General features: G+C 68.1%; 13 protein-coding genes. 4 read left to right on the top strand and 9 right to left on the bottom strand.

The features are described 5' to 3' along the window. Nucleotides 1-8: 8 nt before the first annotated feature. Both WPS_RS16815 and WPS_RS16810 read right to left on the bottom strand, forming a co-directional pair. Nucleotides 9-365: a cupredoxin domain-containing protein gene (locus tag WPS_RS16815; RefSeq protein WP_317995610.1), complete on the bottom strand. Its 357-nt coding sequence runs from the start codon at nt 363-365 to the stop codon at nt 9-11. 44 nt (nt 366-409) lie between these two features. Continuing rightward, nucleotides 410-1,312, bottom strand: a complete 903-nt coding sequence (locus tag WPS_RS16810; RefSeq protein WP_317995609.1) for a LysR substrate-binding domain-containing protein — start codon at nt 1,310-1,312, stop codon at nt 410-412. 117 nt (nt 1,313-1,429) lie between these two features. Between WPS_RS16810 and WPS_RS16805 the strand changes: the two genes are divergently transcribed. Next, complete coding sequence (locus WPS_RS16805; protein ID WP_317995608.1) at nt 1,430-5,479, top strand: multifunctional oxoglutarate decarboxylase/oxoglutarate dehydrogenase thiamine pyrophosphate-binding subunit/dihydrolipoyllysine-residue succinyltransferase subunit; 4,050 nt, start codon at nt 1,430-1,432, stop codon at nt 5,477-5,479. 1 nt (nt 5,480) lies between these two features. Here the strand turns inward: WPS_RS16805 and WPS_RS16800 are convergent, their stop codons facing one another. After that, complete coding sequence (locus WPS_RS16800; protein ID WP_317995607.1) at nt 5,481-6,494, bottom strand: hypothetical protein; 1,014 nt, start codon at nt 6,492-6,494, stop codon at nt 5,481-5,483. A 207-nt stretch (nt 6,495-6,701) separates the two neighbouring features. Further along, nucleotides 6,702-8,774 (bottom strand): outer membrane protein assembly factor BamB family protein, encoded by a 2,073-nt coding sequence (locus WPS_RS16795; protein WP_317995606.1) that lies wholly within the window; start codon nt 8,772-8,774, stop codon nt 6,702-6,704. A 185-nt stretch (nt 8,775-8,959) separates the two neighbouring features. Between WPS_RS16795 and WPS_RS16790 the strand changes: the two genes are divergently transcribed. Further along, nucleotides 8,960-10,684 carry a dihydroxy-acid dehydratase gene (locus WPS_RS16790; protein ID WP_317995605.1) on the top strand — a complete coding sequence of 575 codons (1,725 nt, stop codon included), beginning with the start codon at nt 8,960-8,962 and terminating at the stop codon, nt 10,682-10,684. A 125-nt stretch (nt 10,685-10,809) separates the two neighbouring features. On the opposite strand, the gene WPS_RS16785 is transcribed toward WPS_RS16790, so the two are convergent. Next, the gene (locus WPS_RS16785; RefSeq protein ID WP_317995604.1) at nt 10,810-12,279 is read right to left on the bottom strand and encodes an NAD-dependent succinate-semialdehyde dehydrogenase; all 1,470 of its coding nucleotides are present in this window, start codon (nt 12,277-12,279) and stop codon (nt 10,810-10,812) included. A 118-nt stretch (nt 12,280-12,397) separates the two neighbouring features. Here WPS_RS16785 and WPS_RS16780 point away from each other — a divergent pair, with 118 nt between their 5' ends. Beyond that, nucleotides 12,398-13,240 carry a hypothetical protein gene (locus tag WPS_RS16780; protein WP_317995603.1) on the top strand — a complete coding sequence of 281 codons (843 nt, stop codon included), beginning with the start codon at nt 12,398-12,400 and terminating at the stop codon, nt 13,238-13,240. Nucleotide 13,241: 1 nt separating this feature from the next. After that, a complete protein-coding gene (locus WPS_RS16775; RefSeq protein WP_317995602.1) occupies nt 13,242-14,084 on the top strand; it encodes a PhzF family phenazine biosynthesis protein in 843 nt (280 codons plus the stop codon). Nucleotides 14,085-14,138: 54 nt separating this feature from the next. On the opposite strand, the gene WPS_RS16770 is transcribed toward WPS_RS16775, so the two are convergent. From WPS_RS16770 to mscL, 4 genes are all read right to left on the bottom strand, one after another. Beyond that, the gene (locus WPS_RS16770; protein WP_317995601.1) at nt 14,139-14,297 is read right to left on the bottom strand and encodes a hypothetical protein; all 159 of its coding nucleotides are present in this window, start codon (nt 14,295-14,297) and stop codon (nt 14,139-14,141) included. Nucleotides 14,298-14,417: 120 nt separating this feature from the next. Next, a complete protein-coding gene (locus WPS_RS16765) occupies nt 14,418-14,966 on the bottom strand; it encodes an LOG family protein (RefSeq protein ID WP_317995600.1) in 549 nt (182 codons plus the stop codon). Between the two features lies 1 nt (nt 14,967). Next, on the bottom strand, nt 14,968-15,258 hold the full coding sequence (locus tag WPS_RS16760; RefSeq protein ID WP_317995599.1) for a putative quinol monooxygenase: 291 nt from the start codon (nt 15,256-15,258) through the stop codon (nt 14,968-14,970). Between the two features lie 22 nt (nt 15,259-15,280). Continuing rightward, nucleotides 15,281-15,694 (bottom strand): large conductance mechanosensitive channel protein MscL, encoded by a 414-nt coding sequence (mscL, locus tag WPS_RS16755; RefSeq protein ID WP_405054907.1) that lies wholly within the window; start codon nt 15,692-15,694, stop codon nt 15,281-15,283. Nucleotides 15,695-15,716 lie beyond the last annotated feature (22 nt).

Below are 15,716 nucleotides of genomic sequence, written 5' to 3'. Positions count from 1 at the left end.
CCGGGGTGCTATTTGACGACGATCGTCCCCTTCATGTAAGGGTGATACGCGCAGAGATACGCGTACGTCCCGGGCTTCTCGTACGCGTGCGTGAAGCTCTGGCCTTTGTCGAGATTGCCGGAGTCGTACGAATTGTCGGTTGCGGTGACCGTGTGCGGCGTGTCGTCGTCCTCGACGAACTTCACGCTCCCTCCGGCGGCGATCGTCACCGTCTCGGGAGCGAACGCGAAGTTCTTGATGTGGACGACCGTCGTCGGCGACGGCGAGGGCTTCGCCGCAGCCGACGGGTCGGGAGCCGGGCTCTGGGCGAGCGCGGCGCCCCCGAGTGCGAGCGCCGCGGCGAGGGTCATCAGCAAAGTGCGCATAGCGCGTGCGTCGTTCGGCGCGGCCCCGCACAAAGCCCAGCGGATCAGGCCGATCCCGCGCGGGAAGACGTGCGGCTCTCCGGCCGCAGCGCCCCGATGAACGCGCGGACGACCGCGGTCTGCGCCCCCGCCCGCCACACCGCCCACCGTTCCAGCGCTGCGGCCGGCTCGAGGGCCCGGTAGACGAGGCCGCTCGGTGCGATGACGGTGACCGAAGACGGCACGATCGCGACCCCGAGCGCCGCGTCGACGAGCGCGCAGATCGTCGCGATCTCGTTGGCTTCCTGGACGATCCGCGGATCGAAACCGGCCTCGTGACACAAGCGCAGCGTCTCTTCGTAGAGCGCGGCGCCGCGATCGGCCGGGTAGGTGATGAACCCCTCGTCGCGCAGGTCGGCCAGGTGCACCGCCTCGCCCGCGGCGAGCCGATGGCCGGCGGGGAGCGCGACGACGAGCGGTTCGGTCGCGATCCGCTCCCCCTCGACGGCGGCGTTCCATACCGGACCGCGCACGATCCCGACGTCGATGTCGCCGGCCTCGAGCGCCTCGAGCTGCTGGCGCGTCCCCAGCTCGCGCAGGTGCAGGCGCACGTTGGGATACGCGGCGTTGAAGCGGCGCACCAGCGGCGGAACGATCCCGAGCGCCGCCGAGTCGATGAAGCCCAGCGTCAGCGAGCCGGCGACGCCGTCGTTGACCATGCGCACCGTCTCGACCGCGATGTCGGCCTGCGCGAGCACCGCGCGCGCCTTCGGGAGCAGCGCTTCGCCGGCGTCGGTGAGCACGACGCCGCGGCTGGTCCGCTCGAACAGCGGGGCGCCGAGTTCCTCCTCGAGTTTGCGGATCTGTTCGCTCAGCGACGGCTGCGCGATCTGCAGCACGTCGGCGGCGCGGCTGAAGCTGCGGTGCTGGGCCACGGCGACGAAATAGCGCAGATCGCGGAGTTCCATAGGTGCTGCCTTTGCCTGCGATAGGGAGGCGGTATTTCCCCTCGTCATCCGGCGCGCGTAAGATGGAGGGCGACGCTTCTGCCGAAAAACCTCGCAACAATCGTTCCGGAGAACTGTGTGCAAACGCTCGTGAATGTCACCCTGCCCGAGATGGGTGAGTCGGTCAGCGAAGGCTCGATCGTCGAATGGCGCAAGAAGCCGGGTGACTGGGTCGAGGAAGGTGAGACCTTAGTCGACGTGACGACCGACAAGGTCGACGTCGAGGTCCCCTCGACCGCGAGCGGGATCGTGACCGCCGTGCACGGCGCCGAAGGCGACACGGTCAACGTCGGGAGCGTCCTGGTCGAGATCGATACGACGGCGGCGAAGCCGGAAGGCGCAACCCGTCCGGCTGAGCCTGTCGAAGCACCGCCGGGTCGCCCCGCCGAAGCGACGCTGGTGACGCCGTCGGGCTACGGCAGTGCGGGGGCGGCGACGGCGCCGGCGGAGACGCGGGCGAACGGCAAGCAGGGCGGGGTGCTGAGCCATCACGCGCGGCGGCTCGTCGAGCGCTTGCACATCGACGCGGCGAAACTGCAAGGCAGCGGGCCCGACGGGTTGATCTTACGCGAGGATGTCGAAGCGGCGGTCGCGTCGGGGAAGATTGCGTTCACCGGCGGGCTCGGCGCGGCGTCGGCTGCGCCGGCGGTGCAGTATCCGCCGATCGCGGCGCAAACCAAGGTCAGCGATCTCAAGGGATCGGTCGCGACGCTCGCTCAGTACATGGAACAGTCGCTAACGATCCCGGTCGCGACCTCGTTCCGCACCCTGCACGTCGGCACGCTCGAACAGCGCCGCATCGAGCTCAACGCCGCGCTGAAGCTCGCCGGACGCACCGAGAAAGTGTCGTTCACGCATATCATCGCGTTCGCCCTGGCGCGCGCCGCGCGCGAACAACCTGCGATCACGGTGTCGTTCCGGCGCACCGACGGCAAGCCGCAGAAAATCGACGCGGGCGTCAACCTCGGGCTCGCGGTCGACGCGCAGAAGAAGGACGGCTCGCGCTTCCTCGTCGTGCCGGTGATCAAGAACGCCGCCTCGCTCGACTTCGGCGCGTTCCGCAACGCCTACGAAGACCTCGTCGCCAAAGCACGCGACAACAAACTCTCGGTGGAAGAGCAGACCGGCGCGACGTTCACGCTGACGAATCCGGGCGGGATCGGAACCGTCGCATCCGTGCCGCGGCTGATGGTCGGGCAGGGCGCGATCATCGCGGCCGGCGCGATTGCGTATCCGCCGGGCCTCGCGCACGCGCCGAAGGCGACCCTCGCTCAGCTCGGGGTCGAGAAAGTGATGACGCTGACGTCGACGTACGATCATCGCGTCGTCCAAGGCGCACAGTCGGGCGAGTATCTCAAGCGCGTCGACGAACTCCTCGCAGGCGCCGATGAGTTCTACGAAACGATCTTCTCGCAGCTCGGCCTGACCGCGGCGGTGCGCGGCAGTGCGACCGACGCCAACGCCGCCGCGCCGGCCGCAGCGCGCGAAGCCGTCGCGCCGGTGCAGGCCGGCGAGTTCGCCGGGATGCCGTCGGAGGAGATGCTGCGCGCGATCGCGGCGGGGATGGCGGTCGTCTCGGCGTACCGCCGTCACGGGCATCTCGCCGCGACGCTCGATCCGCTCGGCTCGAAGCCTCCCGGAGATCCGTCGCTCGATCCGGCGACCTACAACCTCACGCCGGCGATGATGCACGCGATCCCCGCGTCGGTGCTGCGCGTGAAGGTGCCGGGCAACACGCTCGCCGACGTGCTGCCGAAGCTGCGCGAGACGTATTCTTCGACGATCGCGTACGAGATCGAGCACATCTCGAACACGCAGCAGCGCGAATGGCTGCGCGAGTACATCGAGACGGGGATGCATCGGCGTCCGCTTACGCCGCAACGCCGCGTGCAGGTGCTCCAGCGTCTCACCAAGGTCGAGACGATGGAGCGCTACTTCCGCAAGCAATTCATGTCGCAGAAGACCTTCTCGATCGAAGGGCTCGACGTGATGGTCCCGATGCTCGAAGAGACGATCTCGATGCTGGCCGAGGACGGGACGCAGACGGCCGTGATCGGGATGGCGCACCGCGGCCGCCTCTCGACGATCGCGCACGTCGTCAACCGGCCCTACGAAGAACTCCTCGCCGAGTTCGAGCAGGCCTCGCAGCGCGAAGAGCTCGCTTCGCCCGAATCGGCCGACAGCGATTCGACCGGCGACGTGAAGTACCATCACGGCGCCGAGGGGACATACGAGACGCCGAACGGGACGAAGATTCGAGTCGAGCTCGCGCACAACCCGTCGCACCTCGAAGCGGTCGACGGCGTCGTCGAAGGGATGACGCGCGCGCTGCAGACCGACCACACCGTCAACCCGCCGACGCTCAACAGCGAGGTCGCCGCACCGATCCTGATCCACGGCGACGCGGCGTTCGCCGCGCAGGGCATCGTCGCGGAGGTCCTCAACCTGCAGGGCCTCGCCGGCTACGCCACCGGCGGCACGATCCACATCATCTCCAACAATCAGGTCGGCTTCACCACCGATCCGTCGGAAGCACGCTCGACGCGCTACGCCTCCGACCTCGCGAAGGGCTACGACCTGCCGATCGTGCACGTCAACGCCGACGACGTCGATGCGTGCATCGCCGCCGTGCATCTCGGGATCGACTATCGCCGCAAGTTCTCGCGCGACGTCATCGTCGATCTGATCGGGTATCGCCGCTTCGGCCACAACGAACAGGACGAACCCGCGTACACGCAGCCGCAGATGGTCGAATCGATCAAGGCTCATCCGACGGTGCGCGAACTCTACGCCGCGCAGCTCGTCGCGCAAGGGATCCTTTCGCAGGACCAGGTCAAGGAATTGCAGGATGTCGCGACCGCGCGCATCACCGACGCGCACCGCCGCGTGAAGAGCGGCGAATTCGAGCGCGCTGGACACACAAACGGAAAATCGCACCACGGCGAAGCGATGCCGAAGACGTCGGTCAACAAGCCGACGCTGATGCGCTTCGCCGATGCCGTGGTGAGCGTTCCGGAAGGCTTCGCGCTCAACAAGAAGCTGCAGTCGCAGTTCGCGAAGCGGACGCAGGCGCTGCGCGAAACCGGCGAAGTCGATTGGGGCTTGGCGGAGGCGCTCGCGTTCGCGTCGCTGCTGAGCGAAGGGACGCCGATCCGCATCAGCGGTCAGGACACGGAGCGCGGCACCTTCTCGCACCGCCACGCCGTCCTGCACGACGCGCAGACCAACGCGAAATACGTTCCACTCCAGCACCTCGCCGACGCCAAGGCGTCGTTCGAGATCTACAACTCGCCGCTCTCCGAGTACGCCTGCCTGGGCTTCGAATACGGGTACGGCGCGGAGATTCCGCACGCGCTGGTCTTGTGGGAAGCGCAGTTCGGCGATTTCAACAACGGCGCACAGATCATCATCGATCAGTTTATCGCCGCCGGCGCCGCGAAGTGGGGCCAGTCGACACGTCTGACGCTGCTGCTCCCGCACGGCTACGAAGGCGCCGGTCCCGAACACTCGAGCGCGCGCATCGAACGCTTTCTCCAGCTTTCGGCGGAAGGCAACATTCGCGTCGCCAACTGCTCGACCGCGGCGCAGTATTTCCATCTCCTGCGCGCGCAGGCGCGCGCGCAGCAGGCCTACCCGCTGGTCGTCATGACGCCGAAGTCGCTGCTGCGCAACCGCGCCGCCTACGGGACGATCGACGAGCTCGCCGGCGGCTCGTTCCGCGAAGTGATCGACGATCCGCGCTACGAGAAGGCGGACAAGTCGGAGGTGACGCGCCTGCTGCTCTGCAGCGGCCACGTCTACTACGATCTGACGTCGAGCCCGCTCTATGCCGATGCGAAGCGCACCGCGATCGCGCGGGTCGAGATGCTCTCACCGCTCCCGCGGCACGAGATCCTCGCGCTGATCGGCAGCTACCCGAACCTCGAGCACGCGATTTGGGTGCAGGAAGAGCCGAAAAACATGGGCGCCCGCGCGCACGTGCGGCGCCGTGTCGTCGAGAATCTGCCGCCCAACATCGCCGACCTCGAGTACATCGGCCGCCCATACCGCGCGAGCCCCTCGGAAGGCTATCCGGGAGCGCACGCGGTGGAGCAGGAGCGGATCGTCCGTCAGGCGCTGACGGAGTGATCTAACGCGTCGACGGCCGGTGTGACGCCGCCGGGGTCGGCATTACCGGAAGCGAGGGCGAGGCGGACGGACGCGGGCTCGCGATCGTCGTCGACGGCGACGCAATGGGCGAAGCAGCGGACGGCGCCGGAGATGCGAGCGGGGCGCGCGTCGCCGTTCCGGGCGCGGGCGTAGCGAGCGGCGCGCTCGTCACCGGCGTCGTCGGCAGTGCGGTCGGCGACGGCGTCGCGGGCGGGACGCACGGCGGCGTTTCGATCATCACTTTGAGACCCTTGCCGATCGCGCGCGGCGTGGGGACCGGTGATGGCGTCGGCGACGGCGTCGGGGTGGCGGTCGGTGTCGGCGACGGCGTGGGCGTCGGCGCTGGGCCGCGTCCGCGGCGGGGTGCTTCGGTCGCCGTCGTTGCGGGTGCGGGGGCCGGCGTCTCGGTCGGCGCGGCGGTCGCGCACGCGACCGCTTCCGCATAGTAGTGTTCGGTAAAGCCGATCCCGAGATTCTTCTTGACGATCTTGCCGAAGTACGTGTCGCCGAATGTCGAGACGATGCGGTTCATGTACGTCCAGGCGCGCTGCTGGTTCGGCTGCAGCCAGATGCGCTTGTCGCTTTCGATCGCGAGGAAGTACGTGCGCGCGAGCTGCGGGTCTTTCGGATACTTCTTCGACCACGCGGCGAGCGCGTCGTCGGCGAAGGCGACCTTGCTGACGACCCCGGCATTCGTCGTGTGGTCGCCCGAGGCGATCGCGGCATCCCGATAGGTGTTGTTGATGCCGAGATAGCTCATCTTCATCTTGCCGAAGTACTCGTCGGCCGGCGCCGAGTTGTGGTACTTCTCTTGCTGCAACTGCTGCCACTTGGAGAGCGTCCCCGGCTTCGCGGGGGTGGCGGGCGCAGTCTTCGAGGCGGCGGCCGTCTTCGCGTCGGCGGCGGTCTTCGCCGGCGGCGCGTTCGGCGCAGCCGATGCGGCGATCGTCGCGGCGCAGAACAGCAGGACCGTCATCGTACGGGTGATTGGCATAACGCTCGGCTTCACGCTGTGCGAACGCACGCCGTGCTCGTTTTGTCCCGCCTCTCCTCGATGTGATGCGAACCCGGCCTGCTAGGAAGAATGCGGGCGCTCGCTACGTCGCGTCCCTACGTCGCGCTGAGCCCGTCGAAGCGCCGCCCGGAGCTCGCACGCAGGGTTCGGTCCCTTCGTGGCGATCCGGGTGGCGCTTCGACAGGCTCAGCGTGACGGGGGTGCGGTGTTCAGTTTGAAAATCGCGACGGTGTCGCCGTAGGGGAACGAGAGTTGGAAGTTCCCGCCGGCGGCGACCGCGATGTACTGCTGGCCGTTTACCGTGTAGGTGATCGGCGGCGCGTTCACGCCCGCGCCGAGGTTGTAGCGCCACACGCGCTTCCCGCTGGTCGCGTCGAGCGCGTCGAACCAGCCGTTCCCCTCACCGAAGAAGACCAGGTTGCCGCCGGTCGCGAGCGCGCCGCCCATCAGCGGCTGGGGCGTCATGTACGTCCACGCGATCTTCCCCGTCTCGGTGTCGATCGCGACGAAACGCCCGTCCTGGATCGCGCCCTTCTTGACGTTGATGAACGCGCTGCCGAGACGGATGCGTCCGGGCTGATACTCGTCGGGCTCGGTCTTGAACGTCATCAATTGATCCATGCCGAGGACGTAGGCGTAATGGGTCTGCGGCGAGTACGCCGGCGGCGACCATTCCGCGCCGCCGTTCGCGCCCGGCAGCATGTCGACGCCCGTCTTTGTGGGCTGGCTGAACATGTTCTTCGACATCAGCACGTACGGATCGGATTTGCGGATCAGTTTCCCGTTGCGGCGGTCGAGGATGTAGAACCAGCCGACCTTCCCCGCTTCACCCGCGGCCGGGATCGTCTGGCCGTTCTGATGCACGTCGAAGAGCACGACCGGGCTGACCGCGTCGTAATCCCACACGTCGTGCTTGATCTGCTGGTAGCCCCATTTCAGCTTGCCGGTGCGTACGTCGAGCGCGACGATCGAGTCGCTCCAGCGATTGTCGCCTTTGCGATACGATCCGTTGAGATCGGGGTTGGGATTGCCGGTGCAGAAGATGACGAGTCCGAGTTGCGGATCGATCGCGGGCGTCGTCCACACCATCGCGCCGCCGCGCTTCCACGAATCGCCGCCGTAGGTCTTCGGATCGGTTGAATCCCAGCGCCATTTCTGCTTGCCGCTATGCGCGTCATAGGCGGCGACGAAACCGCGGATCGGCCACTCGCCGCCCGCGCTGCCGATCACGACCATCCCGTCGTAGACCTGCGGCGTCATGGTCTCCGTGTAGCCGACCTTCGGATCGGCGACGGTCGCCGACCAGCGCTGCTTGCCGGTGGCGGCGTCGAGCGCGAGCAGTTTGTCGTCGAGCGTGAGCGCGTAGACCATGCCGTAGCCGACGGCTGGCCCGCGGTTCACCGGACCGCAGCAGATCTGGAACGGACCGAGAGTGTACGTCGTCTCCCACAGACGCTCGCCGTTGGTCGCGTCGAGCGCCATGATCTTCATCTTGTTCTCGACCGTCGGCGTGGTGAGGTACATGACGCCGTTCACCACGATCGGCGTCGATTCGAAACTCGCCGTCATCCCGGTCTGCGCGAGGCCAGCGACGGTCAGCGAGCCGATCGTCTCGGTGCTGATCTGCGAGAGCGGTGAGTAGCGCTGGTTGTCGTACGTCCGCCCGGTGAGCAGCCAGTTCGCGGTGTCGGCGTTCGCGCCGGCGAGCATCGCGTCGGTAACGTTGACGTCGGCGTTGCCGGGCAGCTTTGCGTACACGACGTTCGTCGGCGGCGCCGTGCGCACGATCTCGTCGTGCTGCGCACCGCCGGTTCCGGCGATCTCAGTCTTCGCCGTCGCGTGCACGGCGCCGAGTTTTAGGCCGCCGAGCGTCGACGGCGAGAGCGCGTGCGATCCGGCCGGGTATCCGTTGCGCGCGAGCAGGTACGCCGTGACGTCGAGGTACTGCTGCTGCGTGAGCGACGCCGGCTTGTCCGCCGGCATCTGCTCGGCGATGAAGTTATAGAGTGATTTCGCCGTCCCGTTCGGGCCGACGTAGGCGTGAAACGCGTCGCCGATCAGCCCCGGACCTGAATTGCCCTGCAAGTTGACGCCGTGACATTGCTGACACTGCCCGCTGTAGACGACGGCGCCCGCGGCGGCTTGCGCTTTGGTGTAGTAACTTCCCGGCTGCGCTCCCGTGGCTGCGGCGATCACGAGTGCCGCGGAACCTGCGATCGCTGCGACGGACCAGCGTTGCAAAACGACGAAATATGTCACCCGAAACCTCCCTCAGTCGACGCGAGCAACGCTCGCGGTCGGTTTTCGTCTTTTCGCCGCTTGCGGCGTTCCCCTTGGCCTTCGGCGGAGCGGACCGAGCCGCAGTTTCGCGACTCGCCGGCCGCACCACGATGGTCTCCAGCAAATGTGCCGGGGTCGCGGCAGGCCTCGCCGAAGGCCGCGTCATGCCGGAAACCGGATTGTCGCAGGGGCTCACCAACTACGGCGATCGCGAGTTCTCGCTCTACCTACGGCGTGTGTTCGCCAAGTCGATGGGCTACTCCGACGAGATGCTGGCAAAGCCGATCGTCGGGATCGCGACGTCGGGCGGCGACTTCAACAACTGCCATCGCACCACGCCGGAATTGGTGAAGGCCGTTTCGCGCGGCGTGCTCGCGGCCGGCGGCCTACCGATGGAGTTCCCAACGATCTCGCTGGGCGAACCGTATCTCACGCCGACCAGCCTCGTCTTTCGCAATCTCATGGCGATGGACGTCGAGGAGATGATTCGCGCGCAGCCGATGGACGCCGTCGTGCTGATCGGCGGCTGCGACAAGACGCTGCCCGCGCAGCTGATGGGAGCGATCTCGGCCGGGAAGCCCGCGCTCGCGCTCGTCGTCGGTCCGATGATGACCGGGAGCTTCGAGGGGAATCGCTTGGGCGCGTGCACCGACTGCCGGTCGTGGTGGGCGCGCTATCGCGCCGGCGAGCTCGACGACGCGCGGATCCGCGCTCTCGAATCGAACCTCGCGACGACGGCGGGGACGTGCGCGGTGATGGGAACCGCGAGCACGATGGCGTGCGTCACCGAAGCGCTCGGGATGAGTCTCCCCGGTTCGGCGACGCCGCCCGCAGTGCACGCGGAGCGGCTGCGATTCGCGGAGGCGAGCGGCGCGCGCGCCGTTGAGATGGCGCGCGACGGCTTGACGCCCGAGCGGATCGTCACGCGCGAGAGCGTCGACAACGCGCTGCGCGTCCTCTTCGCGCTCGGCGGCTCGACGAACGGCGCGATCCACCTCACCGCGATCGCCGGTCGCGCCGGCGTCCCGCTGACGCTCGAGCACTTCAACGCGATCGCCGCCGCGACGCCGGTGCTGGTGAACCTGAAACCGGTCGGCGCGCACTACATGGAGCAGTTCCATGCCGCCGGCGGCGTCGGCGCGCTGCTCCGCGAGCTTGCGCCGCTGCTGCATCGCCAGACCGTGTCGGCGGCGGGGGAGACGCTGGCGACGCGGCTCGCGCGGGTGCCGGCGTACGTCGATCGCGACGTGATCCGGCCGGCGGACGATCCGATCGTCGCGCGCGATGCGCTCGTCGCGCTCTTCGGCAACCTGGCACCGAACGGCGCGATCCTCAAGGCGGCGGCCGCCGACGCGCGGCTGCTGGAGCACGAAGGGCGCGCAGTCGTGTTCCGCGATCTCGCCGATCTCGCTGCGCGCATCGACGATCCGGCGCTCGACGTCGAGCCCGACGACGTGCTGGTGCTGCAGAACGCGGGCGCGATCGCGGCAGGGATGCCGGAAGCCGGCTACTTGCCGATTCCGAAGAAATTGCTGTCGCGCGGCGTGCGCGACATGCTGCGGATCAGCGATGCGCGGATGAGCGGGACGGCGTACGGCGCCGTGGTGCTGCACATCTCACCGGAGAGCGGGGTCGGCGGGCCGCTCGCCGCCGTCCGCGACGGCGATCGCATTCGCGTCAGTTTGCGCGAGCGGCGGATCGACGTCGCGCTGAGCGACGAGGAGATCGCGCACCGTCTCGCTGCGGTTCCGCGCGCGCCGCTCGCATCGCGCGGCTACCGCAAACTCTACGCGGAACACGTCCTCGGCCCCGAACGCGGCTGCGACTTCGACTTCCTGGTACCGTCCGCGTCGCCCGCGTCGCCCACGTCGTCCGCGCAGTCACGCTGAGCCTGTCGAAGCGCAGCGCCTCTTCGTGCCTGATTGCGGCTGCGCTTCGACAAGCTCAGCGTGAACGTGCCCCCGAAAAGTGGACAGTTAGATGCGCTCAGCGTGACAACGCGCTCGGCGCGACCTTATGTGTCGAGGCCTCCGAAGCAGAGGTACTTGATCTCGGTCCACTCCTCGATCCCGTATTTGGAGCCTTCGCGGCCGATCCCGGATTCCTTAACGCCGCCGAACGGGATCGCTTCGTTGGCAAGCATCGGCGTGTTGATCCCGACCATTCCGGTTTCGAGCGCTTCGGCGACCCGCCACACGCGGCCGATGTCGCGGCTGTAAAAATACGACGCGAGGCCGTACGGCGTGTCGTTCGCCGTCGCGATCACCTCGGCTTCGGTCTTGAACGACGCGATCGCCGCGACCGGCCCGAACGTCTCTTCGTGACTGAGCCGCATCGTCGCGTTCACATTGGTCAATACCGTCGGCTCGAAGAACGTCCCGCCGAGTTTGCTCGCGCCGCCGGTCACCAGCCGGGCACCGTGCGCGCACGCATCGTCGACGTGCTCGACGACCTTGGCGAAGCCCTGATCCTCGATCAACGGCCCGATCTGCACGCCGTCTTCGAACCCGTTGCCGGTCCGCAGCGTGCGCACGCGTTCCGCGAGACGCTGGACGAACGCATCGTGGATCCCGCTCTGCACGAAAAGGCGGTTGGGACTCACGCAAACTTGTCCGGCGTTGCGGAACTTCGCCGCCATCGCGCCGTTGACCGCGGCATCGACGTCGGCGTCGTCGAACACGATGAACGGCGCGTTGCCGCCGAGTTCGAGTGAGACCTTCTTGACCGTGCGCGCGCACTGCGCCATGAGCAGCTTGCCGACCGCGGTCGAGCCGGTGAAGCCGAGTTTGCGCACGATCGGGTTCGACGTCATCTCCTCGCCGATCACCGGCGCGTCGGTCGCGTCGCCGGTGACGACGTTGAAGACGCCCGCCGGTAAGCCGGCCATCTCGGCGAGCGCGGCGACCGCGAGCGCGGAGAGCGGCGTCTGCTCCGCCGGTTTGAGCACGAACGTGCAGCCTGCGGCGATCGCCGGCGACGCCTTGCGCGTCACCATCGCGTGCGGAAAATTCCACGGCGTGATCCCCACGCACACGCCGATCGGCTGTTTCACGACGACCATGCGGCGGTCGTTCGCGAGCGTCGGGATCGTGTCGCCGTAGATCCGCTTCGCTTCTTCGGCGTTCCACTCGACGTAGCCGGCGCCCATCGCGATCTCGCCGCGCGCTTCCGCGAGCGGCTTCCCCTGTTCGAGGGTCATGATGTGCGCGAGCTCTTCGGTGTGCTCGACGATCAGTTCGTACCAGCGCCGCACGAGCGCGGCGCGCTCCTTCCCGGTTTTCGCGCGCCACGCCGGGAGCGCGGCGTTCGCGGCCTCGATCGCCCGCCGCGTCTCGTTCGCGCCGAAGCGCGGAACGTCGGCGATCCGCTCGCCGGTCGCCGGATCGTAGACCGGGAATGTCGCACCGTCGTCCGCGTCGACCCACGCGCCGCCGACGAAGGCCTGCGACTTCAAGAGCGTCGAGCGTTCCAGCACGGAGGTCATGGCGGCGGTCCTTTCCGAGGCGGGAACCGCAACAGTTCGCACTTTCTTCCGGGGGGTGCCTGCTCCGCCGCAAGCAAACTTGGCGGGCGAAGCGCGGCGGCGTGCCGTAGGTCCGCGCATGCTGGCTCCCGTGCTCCTCGCGGCCGCGGTGGCGGTTCGCACGCCGGCCCCGTCGCCGACCCCCTCGCCGACGCCTCAGCGTCTGCTCGGCATGATCCGGGCGCAGTTCCGCACGCATCGGCCGCCGCCGCCGTTCGAGACCTACACGCTCACGCGCAAGCAGCTCGCCACGAACGGCTACGTCGATCCCGTCAACAGCTACACGAAGCACATCTGGGTGCGCAACGCGGATCGCGCGGCGCTCACGCGGCTGGTCTTCCGCGACTTCGCGCGCGGCGACATGACGTTCGACCGCCCGGCGTTCAACGAAGACCGCGATCCGGGGCCGCCGACCGCCGACGTCTTCGAACCGGCGCCGCTGCGCAAAACGCTCGTGAGCGACGTGCCGACGCCCGAGCCCAGCGGGATCGCGCCCCCGATCATCGGCGCCGTGCGCGGGATCTTCGAGTTCGACTACAAGGTCACGGCGATCGAGACGATCGGCGACGAACTCCATCTCACCATCGAGCCGACGCGCGACGTCGAGCGCAACCGCCTGCGTGAGATCTACTGCGACAAAACCACGCTCGAACTCCACAAACTCGTCGCGACCGACAAACTGTTCACCGATTCCAACCCGTCGAGAGCGCAAGTCTTCCCGGTGACGTTCACGATCACGATGGGGAACGTCGACGGTCATCCGGTCGTCACGTCGCTCCACGGCATCGTCGGCGGCGGATATCACGACGACGGCAAGGACGTCGACTACATCTTCAGCGACATCAAGTTTCCGCCGTCGCTCCCCGGCTGGTATTTCGACCCTCGCTCCTACGCCGCGCATCTCCAGGAAGCGCCGCTGTAGCATGCAGACGACATCGACCGGGACGACGGAGGTTGCGCTCGTCGCAGCATTCACCAAGGACGGCGCGGGCGGCAATCTCGCCGGGGTCGTCCTCGACGCGGGCATGATTCCCGTTGCGGAGCGTCAACGGATCGCCGCCGTCGTCGCGGTCCCCGAGACGGCGTTCGTCCACGATCTCGGCGACGGCGTGTACGACGTCACGTTTTTCACGCCGGTCGCGCAGGTGCCGGACTGCGGCCACGCGACCGTCGGCGCGTTCGGCCTGCTCGTCCAACGCGGGATGCTCGCGGCAACGACGGCGGTGAAGCGGACGACGATCGGCGATCGCGCGATCGAGCGGGAGGGCGACCGGATCTTCATGGACCAGCCGCGTCCCGCGCTCACGCCGTTCGCGCGCGCCGGCGCGATCGCGGCGTCGCTCGCGCTCGCGCCGAACGCGCTCGCCGGCACGCCGGTAATCGCCGATCATGGCGTTCGCTTCATCCTCATCGAGACGACGCGCGACGCGCTCGCGACGGCCGTCCCCGATCCCGAGGCGATCGCGTCGATCAGTGCCGAGGCGGATGCGTACGGGTACTACGTGTATGCGCGCGATGCGCCCGGCTGTGACGCGACGATCCGGATGTTCGCGCCGCGGATCGGGATTCCCGAAGAGCCGGCGACCGGAATGGCGGCGGGGCTGCTCGGCGGCCTCCTCGCGCACAACGCGGAGCATGCGTCGTACCGGTTCGAGCAGGGAGCGCTGATGCCGCAGCCGTCGCCGAGCGAACTCATCGTCCGCGTCGAGCCGGATCGCATCCGCGTCGGCGGAACCGCCGCGCTCGTGCGCACGATGCGGGCCTGACGGCATCGCGGTCCCGCCGAAGCGGGACCGCGACGGTCAGGCGCCGGGCGGCGATCAGTCCGCCTCGTCGTCGTCGTCGTCGAGATCGTCGTCCTCGTCGTCATCATCATCATCAACGTCGTCGGGCGCCTCGCCGCTTACGGCGAGCGTCGCCGCGCGGTCGATCGTCTCATCGGCGAGCGAATCATCAGTCGGGAACAGGGCGGTCGACATCGTGAACCCACGCTTTCCTGGCAAGGGCATGCTGCAAAGAACGGCGTTCGAGCGTGTTAATCATGCGATAACGATCGCTTGCGCGCCGGGCCACGAATCTAACGCCGCAGCGTCGCCGCGTCAATGGGCCGGCGCATCGTCGCGCGCGAGCCGCGCGATCACTTCGGCGGTCGTCTCGAACGACTCGACGATCGCGCGGTTGCGAGCGCTGATGAACCCCTTCGCATGCGTGGAGTCGATCAGCGCGAGCAAGTGGTCGAAGTAGCCGTCGAGATTCGCCAGGATGCACGGCGCGTCGGCGAGCCCGAGCTGCACCCACGTGACGATCTCGAAAAACTCCTCGAACGTTCCGAAGCCGCCCGGAAGCGCGACGAACGCGTCGGCGAGTTCGGCCATCAGCGCCTTGCGTTCGTGCATCGAGCCGACGACCCGCAGGTCGACGCCCGAATGCGCGACCTCGCGCTCCTCGAGGAAGCGCGGGATGACGCCGATCACCTCGCCGCCCGCGTCGAGCGCCGCATCGGCGACGGCGCCCATCAGCCCGATGCGGCCGCCGCCGTAGACGACGCCGATGCCTGCCCGTGCGAGGGCCGTCCCGAACGCGCGCGCGTGCGCTGCGAAACGCGGATCGTCGCCCGGCGACGAGCCGCAATAGACGCAGACGCGCACGCTATGCGACGAGCGCGCCCTTGACCGCCGTGCGGCCGGTGGCGATCGGCCGGACGCCGTTCAATCCGAGCCGGATGAAATGCTCGGCCGCCATGTGCTCGTCGAGGGCCGCTTGATCGCGCCACTTCTCGAAGAGCGCGAACGTTCCGCGCGCTCCCTCGCCGCCGCGCATCACCTCGTAGCCGAGGCATCCCGGCTCCTTGCGCGATGCGGCCGCGAGCTCGGCGAACATGCGCTCGACCTCGTCGGCGCGGTCTTCGGGGACGGTGTACACGACGGCGTTGATCAGCATGGTACCGCGGCGCTTCGACGCCTCAGGCCGAAGCGACTCCGAGCGCCGACGTGCACGCGCGGCACTTACTCGCGGCGACGGGGACGGTCTCGAGGCAGTACGGGCACTCTTTGGTCGCCGGCGGCAACGGCTCGCCGCGCTTGCGCCACGCGTCGACGTGCTGCATCGGCAGCACGACCGCGTAGTACACGGCCGCCGCGACGAGGACGAACGCGATCAGCGCGTTGATGAAATCCCCGACCAGAAACCGCGCGTTGTTGATCGTGAAGCCGATCGCGCTGAAATCCGGCTTCCCGAACAGCGCCGCTATCAGCGGCGTGATGAGGTCTTTGACGAACGCGGTGACGACCGCGCCGAAGGCTGCGCCGATCACCACGGCGACCGCGAGATCGACGACGTTCCCGCGCAGGAGGAAGGCTCGAAATCCGCTCAACATGCGCCGCCCTTCGGGCCGCGGC

The organism is Vulcanimicrobium alpinum (genome assembly GCF_027923555.1).
Classification (GTDB): domain Bacteria; phylum Vulcanimicrobiota; class Vulcanimicrobiia; order Vulcanimicrobiales; family Vulcanimicrobiaceae; genus Vulcanimicrobium; species Vulcanimicrobium alpinum.
This window is presented reverse-complemented; position numbering and strand designations above follow the sequence as displayed.

Excerpts from the sequence above, each read along its gene's own strand:
- WPS_RS16815 (WP_317995610.1), bottom strand. The coding sequence starts at position 365 with ATGCGCACTTTGCTGATGACCCTCGCCGCGGCGCTCGCACTCGGGGGC.
- WPS_RS16810 (WP_317995609.1), bottom strand. The coding sequence starts at position 1,312 with ATGGAACTCCGCGATCTGCGCTATTTCGTCGCCGTGGCCCAGCACCGC.
- WPS_RS16800 (WP_317995607.1), bottom strand. The coding sequence starts at position 6,494 with ATGCCAATCACCCGTACGATGACGGTCCTGCTGTTCTGCGCCGCGACG.
- WPS_RS16790 (WP_317995605.1), top strand. The coding sequence starts at position 8,960 with ATGCCGGAAACCGGATTGTCGCAGGGGCTCACCAACTACGGCGATCGC.
- WPS_RS16785 (WP_317995604.1), bottom strand. The coding sequence starts at position 12,279 with ATGACCTCCGTGCTGGAACGCTCGACGCTCTTGAAGTCGCAGGCCTTC.
- WPS_RS16780 (WP_317995603.1), top strand. The coding sequence starts at position 12,398 with ATGCTGGCTCCCGTGCTCCTCGCGGCCGCGGTGGCGGTTCGCACGCCG.
- WPS_RS16775 (WP_317995602.1), top strand. The coding sequence starts at position 13,242 with ATGCAGACGACATCGACCGGGACGACGGAGGTTGCGCTCGTCGCAGCA.
- WPS_RS16770 (WP_317995601.1), bottom strand. The coding sequence starts at position 14,297 with ATGTCGACCGCCCTGTTCCCGACTGATGATTCGCTCGCCGATGAGACG.
- WPS_RS16760 (WP_317995599.1), bottom strand. The coding sequence starts at position 15,258 with ATGCTGATCAACGCCGTCGTGTACACCGTCCCCGAAGACCGCGCCGAC.
- mscL (WP_405054907.1), bottom strand. The coding sequence starts at position 15,694 with ATGTTGAGCGGATTTCGAGCCTTCCTCCTGCGCGGGAACGTCGTCGAT.